The organism is Micromonospora inaquosa (genome assembly GCF_003857055.1).
Classification (GTDB): domain Bacteria; phylum Actinomycetota; class Actinomycetes; order Mycobacteriales; family Micromonosporaceae; genus Micromonospora; species Micromonospora inaquosa.
This window is the reverse complement of record NZ_QGSZ01000331.1, coordinates 1-13,561: the sequence shown is the minus strand read 5'-3', so window position 1 is coordinate 13,561 and position 13,561 is coordinate 1. Positions and strand designations below refer to the sequence as shown.

General features: G+C 69.4%; 10 protein-coding genes. 8 read left to right on the top strand and 2 right to left on the bottom strand.

The genetic code is table 11. The features are described from left to right. Positions 1–80 precede the first annotated feature (80 nt). Entirely contained in the window at positions 81–1,223 is a 1,143-nt protein-coding gene (locus DLJ59_RS30265; RefSeq protein WP_124776944.1) for a polyprenyl synthetase family protein, read from the bottom strand. A gap of 67 nt (positions 1,224–1,290) precedes the next feature. On the opposite strand from DLJ59_RS30265, the gene DLJ59_RS30260 reads away from it, so the two are divergent. Further along, complete coding sequence (locus DLJ59_RS30260) at positions 1,291–2,214, top strand: phytoene/squalene synthase family protein (protein ID WP_124776942.1); 924 nt, start codon at positions 1,291–1,293, stop codon at positions 2,212–2,214. A 51-nt stretch (positions 2,215–2,265) separates the two neighbouring features. Here DLJ59_RS30260 and DLJ59_RS30255 read toward each other — a convergent pair whose 3' ends face one another. Continuing rightward, positions 2,266–3,342: a serine hydrolase domain-containing protein gene (locus DLJ59_RS30255; protein WP_124776940.1), complete on the bottom strand. Its 1,077-nt coding sequence runs from the start codon at positions 3,340–3,342 to the stop codon at positions 2,266–2,268. 80 nt (positions 3,343–3,422) lie between these two features. Here DLJ59_RS30255 and DLJ59_RS30250 point away from each other — a divergent pair, with 80 nt between their 5' ends. The 7 genes from DLJ59_RS30250 to DLJ59_RS30220 form a co-directional block, all read left to right on the top strand. After that, positions 3,423–4,910: a dihydrolipoyl dehydrogenase family protein gene (locus DLJ59_RS30250; protein ID WP_167493910.1), complete on the top strand. Its 1,488-nt coding sequence runs from the start codon at positions 3,423–3,425 to the stop codon at positions 4,908–4,910. Positions 4,911–5,072: 162 nt separating this feature from the next. Beyond that, entirely contained in the window at positions 5,073–6,077 is a 1,005-nt protein-coding gene (locus tag DLJ59_RS30245; protein ID WP_124776938.1) for a LacI family DNA-binding transcriptional regulator, read from the top strand. Positions 6,078–6,442: 365 nt separating this feature from the next. Continuing rightward, positions 6,443–7,822 carry an ABC transporter substrate-binding protein gene (locus tag DLJ59_RS30240; protein ID WP_124776936.1) on the top strand — a complete coding sequence of 460 codons (1,380 nt, stop codon included), beginning with the start codon at positions 6,443–6,445 and terminating at the stop codon, positions 7,820–7,822. Positions 7,823–7,909: 87 nt separating this feature from the next. Further along, a complete protein-coding gene (locus DLJ59_RS30235) occupies positions 7,910–8,866 on the top strand; it encodes a carbohydrate ABC transporter permease (RefSeq protein WP_124776934.1) in 957 nt (318 codons plus the stop codon). 11 nt (positions 8,867–8,877) lie between these two features. Next, positions 8,878–9,765: a carbohydrate ABC transporter permease gene (locus DLJ59_RS30230; RefSeq protein ID WP_124776932.1), complete on the top strand. Its 888-nt coding sequence runs from the start codon at positions 8,878–8,880 to the stop codon at positions 9,763–9,765. A 101-nt stretch (positions 9,766–9,866) separates the two neighbouring features. Further along, positions 9,867–11,513: a glycoside hydrolase family 13 protein gene (locus DLJ59_RS30225; protein WP_124776930.1), complete on the top strand. Its 1,647-nt coding sequence runs from the start codon at positions 9,867–9,869 to the stop codon at positions 11,511–11,513. A gap of 137 nt (positions 11,514–11,650) precedes the next feature. Further along, positions 11,651–13,561, top strand: a 1,911-nt coding sequence (locus tag DLJ59_RS30220) for a glycosyl hydrolase family 28-related protein (protein WP_279635787.1), incomplete at its 3' end; no start/stop codon positions are given.

Below are 13,561 nucleotides of genomic sequence, written 5' to 3'. Positions count from 1 at the left end.
GCCCGGCCCCGACGACCACCACCCGATCCGTCCGTCCGGTCACCGTCCGCACGTGACCACCTCCTCGCTCAAGTCGCTCATCAGGCACGCCGGTTGGCAGCGGCGGTGGCCAGCCCGGTCAGCGCGGTGCGCGCCGTCTGGTCCACGGGTGCGGCGTCGAGCGCGGCCAGCGCGTCGCTCACCCGCTCGGCGATCATCTGCTCCACCCGGGTCACCGCGCCGGTCTCGGCGATCAGACCGGCGAGTGTGTCGACCGGTCCGTCGGCGGCCCGTTCCAACGCCGTGAGCTGGGCCGGGGTGGCCAGCTCACGGGCCAGCATGAGCAGTGTGGTCGGCTTGCCGGTGCGGAGGTCGTCACCGGCCGGCTTGCCGGTGGCCGCCGGGTCACCGTAGACGCCGAGCAGGTCGTCGCGGAGCTGGAACGCCTCGCCGACGGCCAGGCCGTAGCGGGTGTAGGCGGAGACCAGCGGTTCGTCGGCGGGCACCCCGGCCAGGCAGGCCCCGAAGAGCAGTGGTCGCTGGACGGTGTAGCTGGCGGTCTTGTAGCGGGCCACCCGCAGCGCCCGGTGGACCGACCAACTGGCCGGGTCGTTCTCGCCGAGCACGTCGAGGTATTGCCCGGCGACCGTCTCCACCCGCATCTGGTCGTAACAGCGGCGCACCTCGAAGAGCCGAGTCGACGGCACCGAGGCGTGGGCCAGCAACTGGTCGGCCCAGACCATGCAGAGGTCGCCGACGAGCACGGCGGCGGCCTCGCCGAACCGGCCGGGGTCACCTCGGTGGCCGGCGGCGAGGTGTTGTTCGGCGAGCGCGACGTGTGCGGTGGGTCGGCCGCGGCGGGTGGTGGACGCGTCCATCACGTCGTCGTGCACCAGCGCGAAGGTGTGCAGCAGCTCCAGCGCGGCCAGCGCGGGCAGCACGGGCGGCAGCGCCGCGGTGCCGCCGACCGCCCCGCGCCAACCCCAGTAGGCGAACGTGGATCGGATCCGTTTGCCGCCGGCCAGGACGGCCTCCCGGGCGGTGGCGGCGAAGCTGCCCATCGATGGGTCGATGTCGTTGAGGGTGTCAACTTCGGCGGTGAGGAAAGAGTTCAGGGTCTCATCGACCGCCGTTACCAGATCATGGGTGTACGCGGCCAGAACGGCGCGGATCGGGTCGTCCCGCTCCGCCGGCCGTGCCGGCGCCACGCGGGTCACGTCGCCCGCAACTGCGTCGTTGGCCATGCGGCTGAGCGTACCCTAGGCTACGTGTTGCGTCGATTGGTGCGTCGATAAAAGTGGAGGAGGGCCGGTGGATACTGATCTCACCGCTGCCTATGACCGGTGCCGTGAACTGCACAAACGCCACGGCCGCACCTACTATCTCGCCACCCGCCTGCTCCCTGCTTGGAAACGGCGACACGTGCACGCCCTCTACGGGTTCACCAGGTACGCGGACGAAATCGTCGACCGCACCGAGGATCTGCCGTCGGCCGAGCGGGCCGCCCTGCTGGACCACTGGTCCGGCCAGTTCGTGGCCGGTCTGCACGGGGCGGCGATCGACGACCCACTGTTGCCGGCCGTGCTGCACACGATCGCCGTCTTCGATCTCGACCGCGACGACTTTGCGTTGTTTCTGAAGAGCATGGCGATGGACCTCACCGTCACCGCGTACCCGACCTACGACCACCTGCTCGACTACATGGAGGGCTCGGCGGCGGTCATCGGCACCATGATGCTGCCGATCCTGGGCAGCCCCGACCCGGTGGCGGCCCGGGAGCCGGCCCGGCAGCTCGGCTTCGCCTTCCAGCTCACCAACTTCATCCGGGATGTCGCCGAAGACCTCGACCGGGGCCGCATCTACCTGCCGGACGAGGACCTGGCGAAGTTCGGGGTCACCCGCGAGGAGCTGGTTGAGGCCCGCGCCCGGGGCCGCGCTACGCCCCGGATCCGCGAGCTCATCGAGTACGAGGTGACGCGCGCCCAGGCGCACTACGCCGCTGCCGCACCGGGTATCACCATGCTCGCGCCCGCCTCGCAGGCCTGCATGCGCACCGCGTACGCGCTCTACGGCGGCATCCTCGACGAGGTGGCCGCGCAGGGTTACGACGTCTTCGTTCGGCGGGCCCTGGTGCCGCAACGGCGACGGATGGCGGTGGCCGCACGGGCACTGCTCAGCCCGACCGGGACCCCGGTCGTCATCCCCGGGCCGGCGGTCCCGCCGGAGAGCCGGTGACCGCGAACACGGTGGTCGAACCGGTCCGGCCGCGCTGACCGCTGACCCCTTTCAGAGCACCGAGTGCAGCGCCTCGACCAGCTCGTCCACCCGGTCGTGCTCGGCGAGGTGCGCGGTGGCGTACGCGAAGGTGTAGCCGCGCTCGGGGTCGGCCCACGCGCTGCTGCCGCCGATCCCGCCCATGCCCCAGCTGCCGTCCGGCTCCCGTTGCATGCCCAACGTCCACTGGACCGGGCGGTCCAGCACCAGGTCCGGCCCGTCGTACTGCACCCGGGTCGCCTCCGCGATCAGGTCCGGGCTGACCAGGCGGACGCCGTCCAGCACACCACCGGCCAGCAGACCGGCGTAGAGCCGGGCCAGGCTGGACGCGGTGGCGTGCAGGTTGACCGCGGGCATCTCGGCCCCCCGCCACAGCGGGCTGTTCAGCACCGCCAGGTCCAGTCCGCCGGCCGGGTTGCCCAGCGCCCGCGCCCGCAGTGACCCCGGTTCGCCGAGCTTCCGGCTGGGCCACTGCGGGTCTCCGTAGCGCAGGTCCGCGCAGCGCAGCTGATCCGCCTCGGCCAGCCCGAAGCCGAGGTCGAGCTGCCACCGGTCGGCGATCTCCTCGGCCAGGAACCGGCCCACCGACCGTCCGTCGACGCGGCGGACCACCTCGCCCACCAGGTGCCCGTACGTCCAGGCGTGTTCGCCGGCTACCGAGCCCGGCGACCACTCGGGGTCGGCGGCGGCCAGGTCGCCGGTGAGCAGCGCCCAGTCGGTGATCGCGCTGGCCGGTCGGGGCACGGGGAAGGCTGGCAGCCCGGCGGTGTGCGACAACACCTGACGCACTGTGGCGGGGGTACGGAACTCCGGCCAGTACCGGTCCACGGGCGCGTCGAGCTCGACAGTTCCCCGGTCGACGAGCACGAGCAGGCAGAGCGCCGCCACCGGTTTGCCTACCGAATAGACGTTCACCAGCGTGTCCGGCAGCCACGGCGTGCCGCCCGGCCCGTGGCCGCCGCGGGAGCCGCCGATCAGGTCCACGGCCGGCTGCCCGTCGTACCAGATGGTCAGGCCGGCCCCGGTCTCCCGGCCGGAGGCGAGCAGGTCGTGGAAGTGGTCCCGGACCGGAGCGAAGCGTGCGTGCATCCGGCCACGGTAAGCGCCGGGGCGGGTGGGCGTGCCGGCTTTTCCGTCGACCTCGGTGGCCGGGGTGGTGCCGCTGGGGGATGCTGTTCGGTGTGGCGGAGCCGGAGCTGGTGGATGTGGTCGTGGTCGGGCTCGGAGTCGGCGGCGAGGAGGTGGCCGGGCGGCTCGCCGAGGCCGGCCTGAGCGTCGTCGGCGTCGAACGGGATCTCGTCGGCGGGGAGTGCCCGTACTGGGGCTGCATCCCGAGCAAGATGATGATCAGAGCGGCCAACGCGCTCGCCGAGGCTCGCCGGGTCGACGGGCTCGCCGGGACGGCGCAGGTCCAGCCGGACTGGGCGCCGGTGGCGAAACGGATCCGCGAGGAAGCCACCGACACCTGGGACGACACGGTCGCGGCGGAGCGGTTCATCGGCAAGGGCGGCCGGCTCGTGCGGGGCAGCGGCCGGCTCGACGGTCCACGCCGGGTCCGCGTCGGTGACCAGGTGTTCGAGGCCCGGCACGGGGTGGTGCTGGGCACCGGTACCCGTCCGTCGGTGCCGCCGATCGACGGCCTGGCCGACACGCCGTACTGGACCAACCACCAGGCGATCGAGGTCGAGGAGTTGCCGGAGTCGCTGCTGGTGCTCGGCGGCGGCGCGATCGGTCTGGAGTTGGCGCAGGCCTTCGCCCGTTTCGGGGTCCGGGTCACCGTGGTCGAGGCGCTCGACCGGGTGCTGGCCGTCGAGGAGCCCGAGGCCTCCGAGGTCGCCGCCGCGGCGTTGCGCGCCGACGGCGTGGAGATCCACACCGGGGTACGCGCCGAACGGGTCGAGCACGACGGGACCAGGTTCACACTGCGCGGTGCGGGTGGCACGGAGTTCACCGCCGACCGGCTGCTGGTGGTGACCGGACGCAAGGCCCACCTGGCCGAGCTGGGTCTGGACACGATCGGCCTGGACGCCAGCCAGCGTTACCTGCCGGTCGACGACCGTCTGCACGTCACCGACCATGTCTGGGCGGTCGGCGACCTGACCGGCGAGGGCGCCTTCACCCACATCGCCATGTATCAGGCGGGGATCGTGATCGCCGACGTCCTGGCCCGCGCCCGGCAGGCGAAGGCCGGGGCGGACGCCAGCGGCACCTCCAGTGTGGTCGGCGGAGCGATGGGCGCGTCCAGCTCGCTGGCCGCCAGCGGATCGAGCGGATCGGCCGGCACCGTCCCGCGAGCCGACTACCGCGCGTTGCCCCGGGTGACCTTCACCGATCCCGAGATCGGCGCGGTCGGGCTCACCGAGCAGCAGGCCCGCGAGCGTGGCATCAACGTGCAGGTGGGTTTCACCAAGCTCGGCAGTTCGACGCGAGGTTGGATCCATCAGGTCGGCGACGACGGTTTCATCAAGCTGGTCGCGGACGCCGACCAGGGTGTGTTGATCGGCGCGACCTCGGTCGGCCCGGCCGGCGGCGAGGTGCTGTCCGCGCTGGTGGTGGCGGTGCACGCGGCGGTGCCGTTGAGTCAGCTCCGGCACATGATCTACGCGTACCCGACCTTCCACCGGGCCATCGAGTCCGCGTTGCACGACCTGTCCTGACGCCCCGCGGGTCGCCCGCGTGATCGACTCGACTTCAGGAGGTCGCGGTATCCGGGGCCTCTCGACACGCGACCTCCTGAAACCCGAGTCGCGCAGCCGACCAGCAAGCGCGGCGCAATTTGCTGTTCATTTCTTTCAGTCAGGCGACGTAAGATTGCGACCGTGACCAAGCGGTTGACTGAAGTTGCCAAGAAGGCGGGCGTCAGCGAGGCCACCGTCAGCCGGGTGCTCAACGGCCGCGACGGAGTCTCCGAGGCGACCCGGACCGCCGTGCTGACGGCGCTGGACGTGCTCGGATACGAGCGGCCGACCAAGCTGCGCGGCGAACGTGCCCGGCTGGTCGGGTTGGTGCTGCCCGAGTTGCAGAACCCGATCTTCCCGGCGCTGGCCGAGGTCGTCACCGGCACGCTCGCCCAGCGCGGCTACACCCCGGCGCTCTGCGCCCGGACCATCGGCGGGGTCTCCGAAATGGACTACGTGGAGATGCTCCTCGACCACCAGGTCTCCGGGGTGATCTTCGCTGGGGGCTCGTACGCGCTCGCCGACGCCCGGCATGACCACTACCGTCGGCTGACCGATCGAGGGCTTCCGGTCGTGCTGGTCAACGCGGGTGTGGACGAGCTGGGTTTTCCCCGGGTCTCCACGGACGACGCGGTGGCGGTGGAGCAGGCGTACGGGCACCTGCGCTCGCTCGGGCACGAACGGATCGGCATGGTGCTCGGCCCGGAGGGGCACGTGCCGTCCCGGCGAAAGCTCGACGCGATGATCCAGGTAGCGGGCTGGGACGAGGGCGACGCCGAGTGCGTCGAGCGCTCCAGCTTCTCGATGGAGGGGGCGCGGGTCGCGGCGACGAAGTTGGTCGAGCGGGGCGTGACCGGCATCATCTGCGCCAGCGACGTTCTGGCGCTGGGCACGATCCGTGCGGCCCGGCGGTTGGGCCGCTCGGTGCCGGCCGACGTGTCGGTGGTGGGCTTCGACGACTCCGCGTTCATGACCTGCACCGACCCGCCGTTGACCACTGTGCGGCAGCCGATCGAGACGATGGGGCAGGCCGCCGTGGATCTGCTGGTCACCCAGATCGAGGGTGCCGGCGTCCTGCAGGACGAGCTGCTGTTCGAGCCGGAGTTGGTGGTACGCGGCTCCACCGCGCCCGCCCCCGGCCGGTAGTCACGGCCACCGTGCCCGTCCCGGTCCGCTAGGCACCACCCCGTACGACGCTTCGGCCGTCGACCGCTTCTCGCGGTCGGCGGCCGTTTTCGTCGTTGCCCACATCGATAGGCATGGAACGAACCGAATGACCGGCCATATGGGATCAATAGCCGGCAAACCGGCCTGCTTTCAAGGGCTTGCCAACATCTACCGTAATCACGTCGTGTCCTTTCGGAACAGGGTCGATACCTTGCCGAAATGAGTCGCCCTCGCTACAGTGACTCCACTCACACCTGGCTCCGACGCAGCTACTGGGCGTCAGGTCGTATCACCGCAGATCAGCGAAGGTCATTGGAGACACCCGTTCCCGAAGGGATGGACAGATGTCCGTACCGCAATACCGAAAGGCTGCGGCGGTTGCGCTCGTGGCCGGCCTGGGGCTCAGCCTCACGGCATGCTCCACGAAGAGCGACGACAAGGGCTCGACCGCGGACGGCAAGGTCACCATCACGGTGGACTGCCAGCCGGTCGGCGCCCAGAAAGAGCTGTTGAAGAACTGGAACGACGACGTCGCCGAGTTCCAGAAGCAGAACCTGGACATCACCATCAAGAGCGTCAGCGTCGGCGAGCAGTGCAACAACCCGCCGGACTTCACCGCCCGCCTCGCCGGCGGCACCGTGACCGACGTCTTCTACGGGTACATGACCGATCTCCAGCAGGTGCTCGACTCCGGTCAGGCGATGGACATCAGCCAGTACGCCAACAAGGACACGATCTCGACCTGGGACAGCGTCGACCCGGCGCTCAAGGAGGTCTTCACCGACGGCGGCAAGCTCTACGCCGTCCCGGTGAAGAACTACTCGATGGGTCTGGTCTACAACAAGGTGCTGTTCCAGCAGGCCGGGCTGGACGTGAACAACCCGCCGAAGACCTGGGCCGACGTCCGGGCCGCCGCCAAGAAGATCTCCGCGCTCGGCAACGGCATCGCCGGCTACTCGGAGTACAGCGCCGGCAACACCGGCGGCTGGCACTTCACCTCCCTGCTCTACTCGCAGGGCGGCCGGGTGCTGACCGAGGACGGCAAGAAGGCCGACTTCAACAACGCCATGGGCAAGCAGGTCCTGCAGAACCTCAAGGACATGCGGTACGGCGACAACAGCATGGGCGCCCGTCAGCTGCTGCAGTGGGGCGACCTGCTGACGAACGCCGGCGCCGGCAAGGTCGGCATGTTCATCGGCGCGCCGGACGCCACCCAGGCGATCGTCAGCCAGTTCCAGGGCAAGTTCCAGGACTGGGCGATGGCTCCGCTGCCCGGCCAGGACGGCGCGGCGAAGGGGACGCTCGGTGGTGGCGAGGGCTACTTCTTCAAGAAGGACCTCACTCCCGAGCAGGTCAAGGCCGGCCTGAAGTGGATCGCGTACCAGAAGCTCACCCCGGGCAAGGGTCAGTTCGACTACGTCCGGGCCAAGCCGCAGAACTACCCGGTGGGTCTGCCCCAGCCGCTGCTCTTCGCCAACGGCAGTGACGCGCAGAAGCAGGAGCTGGAGCTGCGTAAGGCGAACGCGAACCTCGACACGGCGAACTTCGCGCTCTTCGAGGCGACCCCCGTCCCGATCAAGGGTGAGCCGCGCAACGCCCAGGCCATCTACGCGGTGCTCGACGCCGCGATGTCGGGTGTCCTGACCAACCCGAACTCGAACATCGACGCGCTGCTCAAGACCGCCGAGGAGAAGGTCAACCAGCTCCTCGCCGCCGAGAGCTGACCGATCGTGTGGGGGTCGGGACGCCGAACCCGACCCCCACACCACTCGCACCACGTCTCGACGTCACCGACTCACCCAGGAGTTGCCTTGGCGATCACCACCGTCCCGGAGACCCCCAGGAAACCGGGCCGCCCGCCGTCGCCGTACTCGGCGAGGCCGCAGCGCACGAGCCTCGGCCGCAAGGTACGGGACAACCTCACCGGTCACGCGTTCCTGATCGGGGCGGTGATCTGCTTCGTCGTCTTCTCCTGGTACCCGATGATCCGCGGCATCGTCATGAGCTTCCAGCGCACCCGGCGCGGCGAGACCACCTGGGTGGGCTGGGACAACTACTCCCGCATCATCGCCGACCCGAGCTTCTGGACGGCCTGGCAGAACACGTTCTACTTCACCGTGCTCGCCCTCGTCCTCGGGTACGTGGTGCCGTTCTTCGTGGCGGTGCTGCTCAACGAGTTCCGCCACGGCAAGGGTTATCTGCGGATCCTGGTGTACCTGCCGGTGATGCTGCCGCCGGCCTCCGCGCTGTTCCTCTTCAAGTTCTACGCGTACGACCCCAGCGAGGCGGGGCTCTTCAACGCCATCCTGAAGGCGCTGCACCTGCCCACCTCGCAGTGGATGCAGTCGCCCGAGATGACCATGCCGGCGATGGTCGTCGCGTCGACCTGGATGAACATGGGCGGCGCGGTCCTCATCTACCTGGCGTCACTCCAGAACATCCCCGGCGAGCTCTACGAGGCCGCCGAGCTCGACGGCGCCGGGATCTGGCGGCGGATCCGGCACGTGACCATCCCGCAGACCCGGCTGATCCTCGCGCTCCTGGCGATGCTGCAGATCGTCGCCACGATGCAGCTCTTCATCGAGCCGCTGATCCTCGCCAACGGTGCCGGCGCGGAGGACTCCGCGACCTCGGTGGCGTACCTCATCTATCAGCACGGGTTCTTCCAGAACGACCTCAACGGCGCCGCTGCCCTGGGCGTGATCATGCTCGTGGTGCTGGCCGGCTTCTCCGCCGTGTACGTGCGGCTGACTGCGAAACAGGACTAGGACGGCGAGGAATGGCACAGGATTCCGGAACCCGGACCCTCATCTCCCAGACCCAGATCAGCCGGGGGCGCGGCCGGGTCATCTACTGGACGCTGCTGGTCGTCGTCGTGGCGGCGTTCACGCTCGTCTTCCTCGGGCCGCTCTACTGGATGGTCACCGGCGCGCTCAAGTCCGGCCAGGAGATCGCGCAGACCCCACCCTCGCTGTTCCCGAAGGACCCGCAGCCGCAGAACTACATCGACGCGTGGAACAACCTCGACCTCGCCAAGCTGCTCTTCAACACCTTCTACTACGCCATCGGCGCGGTGCTGTTCCAACTCGTCCTCGACACCGCCGCCGCGTACTCGTTGTCCAAGCTTCGGCCGATCTTCGGCAATGTGATCCTCGCCCTGATGCTGGGGACGCTGATGATCCCGGCGATGGTCCTCATCGTGCCGCAGTACGTGACCGTGATCGACCTGCCGATCCTGCACATCAACCTGCTGGACTCACCGTTCGCCATCTGGTTGCCGCTGGTCGCCAACGCGTTCAACATCTTCCTGCTGAAGCGGTTCTTCGACTCGATTCCGGAGGAGTTGATGGCCGCCGCCCTGATGGACGGGGCGTCGTCGCTGCGCACCCTCTGGTCGATCATCCTGCCGCTGTCGCGTCCCATCCTCGGCGTAGTCTCGATCTTCGCGGTGACGGCGGTCTGGAAGGACTTCCTCTGGCCGAAGCTGGTCATGCCCTCGCCCGAGACCCGGACGGTCAGCGTCGGCATCTACGCCTTCGCCGGTGGCACACCGATGAACGTGGTGATCGCCGCGTCGGTCATCGCCGCGATCCCCACCGTCATCATCTTCCTGATCTTCCAACGGAACATCATGTCCGGTCTGACCACGGGCAGCATCAAGGGCTGACCACCACCGCATCCACCCGCGCGGCGAACAACGATCGTTCGCCCGACACATGACCAGGTCCGGCGAACCCGCCGACGTACTGACGCAGAAAGCAGGTGCTCGTGTCCACAGCTGACAGAAGTCCGTGGTGGCGGGGAGCGGTGATCTACCAGGTGTATCCCCGGAGCTTCGCCGACGGTAACGGCGACGGCATCGGCGACATCGCTGGCATCCGGTCCCGGCTGAACCACCTGTCCGCGCTCGGCGTCGACGCGATCTGGTTCAGTCCCTGGTACCCGTCCCCGATGGCCGACGCCGGCTACGACGTCTCCGACTACCGCGACATCGACCCCGTCTTCGGCACCCTGACCGAGGTGGAGGCGCTGGTCGCGGAGGCGCACGAGCTGGGCATCCGGACCATCGTCGACGTGGTGCCCAACCACTGCTCCGACGCGCACCCCTGGTTCCAGGCCGCGCTCGCCGGCGGGCCGGGGGCACCCGAACGCGACCTGTTCTGGTTCCGACCCGGCCGAGGTCCCAACGGCGACGAGCGACCCACCGACTGGGTCGGCGAGTTCGGCGGCGAAACGTGGACCCGCACCACCAATCCGGACGGCACCCCCGGCGACTGGTACCTGCACCTGTTCGCCCCACAGCAACCGGACTTCAACTGGGACCACCCACGGGTGCGGGAGGAGTTCGAGGACATCCTGCGGTTCTGGTTCGACCGGGGCGTGGACGGCATCCGGATCGACTCGGCCGGGCTCCTGGTGAAGGACGGGACGCTGCCCGAGGTCCGACCGGATCAGCCGCACCCGTTCCACGACCTCGACGGGGTGCACGAGATCTACCGGGGCTGGCGTCGGGTCGCCGACGAGTACACCGACCGGGCGCTGATTGGTGAGGTGTGGCTGCCGGATCGGCAGCGGTTCGCCAACTACCTCCGCCCGGACGAGCTGCACGCAGCGTTCAACTTCGACTTCCTCGGCTGCGCGTGGGACGCCGCGGCGCTGCGGGAGAGCATCGACGGGACGTTGAGTGCGCACGCGCCGGTCAACGCCCCGGCCACCTGGGTGCTCTCGAACCACGACGTCACCCGACACGTCACCCGCTACGGTCGGGCGGACACCCGGTTCAGTTTCGCCGCCAAACGCGAGGGCATCCCCACCGACCTGGAGTTGGGCACCCGCCGGGCCCGGGCCGCCGCGCTGCTCTCACTGTCGCTGCCCGGTGCCGCCTACATCTACCAGGGCGAAGAGTTGGGCCTCTACGAGGTAGAGGACATCCCGTACGCGCTGCGCCAGGACCCGATGTGGGAACGGTCCGGCCGGATCGACCCCGGTCGGGACGGCTGCCGCGTACCGCTGCCGTGGGCCGGGGACGAACCGCCGTTCGAGTTCAGCCCCGAGGGTGCCGCGACGCCGTGGCTGCCGCAGCCCGCCGACTGGAAGGACCGCACGGCCAGCGCACAGACCGGCGACTCGACGTCGATGCTGGAGCTGTACCGGGCGGCGATCCAGGCCCGGCGGGCCGACCCGGCGCTCGGTGACGGCGACCTGACCTGGCTGCCCGCCCCGGACGGGGTGCTCGCGTTCAGCCGCGGCGGTGGCTTCACCTGCCTGGTCAACCTCTGCGCCGTACCGGTGCCGATGCCGGCTCAGGGGGAGCTGTTGCTGGCCAGCGGCCCGCTCGATGACGGGTTGCTGCCGTCCGACACCGCGGTCTGGCTGCGTACCGGCGAATCAGCGAACGGACCCGACCTGACCTGACTCTGCTCGCCGTGGTGCCGGCGGCCCGTCCCGGCCGCCGGCACCACGCCACCAAGAAGGGAGAACCGAGGGGGACGCGCGACACCGCACCGACACGGGGGGACCTGGCCTGCCTGACGAGAGGGAGAGCGCAGCTCATGGCCAACCACACCACCGGCACCCCGCACCACCTTCGACACCCGACCCGGGCAGGGTTGGCCGCCATCGCCGCCACCCTGCTCGCCGCCACCTCGGTGACCGCCCTCGCGGTCACCGGCACCGCGACCCCGGCCTCGGCGGCGGGGCTGTCCCCCTTCGACATCCCCAACCGGGGCGCCACCGTCCCGTTCGTCGAGCAGGAGGCGGAGGAGACCGCCCACAACGGCACGAAGATCGGCTCGGACCGGCGTTACGGCACGTTGCCGTCCGAGGCGTCCGGCCGGGAGGCGGTCACCCTCGACGCCGTCGGCGAGTACGTCGAGTTCACCCTCACCACCCCGGCCAACGCGGTGACCTTCCGCTACAGCCTGCCGGACAGCCCTGCCGGCACCGGCCGGGACGCCGCCATCGACCTGCGGGCCAACGGTGCCCTGCTGAAGTCGGTCCCGGTGACGTCGAGGTACGGCTGGTACTACGGCGGATACCCGTTCAACAACAACCCGGGCGACACTAACCCGCACCACTTCTACGACGAGACCCGGGCGATGTTCGGCAGCACCCAGCCGGCCGGCACGAAGATCCGGTTCCAGGTCTCCTCGACCGCCCAGTCACCCAGCTTCACCATCGACCTGGCCGACTTCGAGCTGGTCGCCCCGGCGATCACGAAGCCCTCCGGTGTGCTCGACGTGGTCACCGACTTCGGTGCCGACCCCACCGGCGCGACCGACTCGACGGCGAAGTTCCAGGCCGCGGTCGATGCCGGCAAGGCCCAGGGACGGGCGGTCTGGATCCCGACCGGCACCTTCACCCTCTGGGATCACGTGGTGGTCGACGGGGTGACACTGCGTGGCGCGGGCCCCTGGTACTCGGTGCTCGGCGGCCGGCACCCCACCCAGCGGAACAGGTCCGTCGGCATCTACGGCAAGTACGTCCCCGGCGGCGGGTACACCGGCCCGGTCCGCGCGCACGAGGCGAACGGACCGAGTCGTAACGTCACGCTGCGGGACTTCGCCATCATCGGCGACATCCGCGAACGGGTCGACGACGACCAGGTCAACGCCCTGGGCGGGGCGATGACCGACTCGGTGGTCGACAACCTCTGGCTGGAGAACACCAAGGTCGGGGCGTGGATGGACGGCCCGATGGACAACTTCACCATCCGCAACAGCCGCATTCTGGACCAGACCGCGGACGGGGTGAACTTCCACACCGGGGTGACCAACTCGACGGTGACGAACACGTTCGTCCGCAACACCGGTGACGACGCGTTGGCGATGTGGGCGCAGAGCGTGCCGAACGTCAACAACTCCTTCACCCACAACACCATCGGGGTGACCCTGCTGGCGAACCACCTGGTCAGCTACGGCGGCCGGGACATCAAGATCACCGATAACGTGACGGCGGATTCGCTGACCAACGGCGGCGGCATCCACGTCGCGAACCGCTACCCCGGCGTGCAGGGCGCCACCGGAGTCCAGGGCACCTGGACGATCGCCCGGAACACCCTGATCCGCAACGGCAACTCGGACTACAACTGGAACTTCGGTGTCGGGGCGATCTGGTTCTCCGCGCTCAACGAGGCGTTCCAGAACCCCACCATCAACATCACCGACACCGACATCCTGGACAGCTCGTACGCGGCGCTGCACTGGATCGAGGGCCAGACCAACGGGATCAACCTCAACAACGTACGGATCGACGGCGCCGGCACGTACGCGCTCCAGGTGCAGGCGAACAGTCAGGTGTCCTTCACCGGAGTGCGGGCCACCAACATCGCGCAGAGCAACCCGATCCACAACTGCGTCGGCGCCGGTTTCCAGATCACCCAGGGCTCCGGCAACTCCGGCTGGTACACCCCGACCCCGTACCTGTCTCTTATACACATCTCCGAGCCCACGAGACGCGTAGTA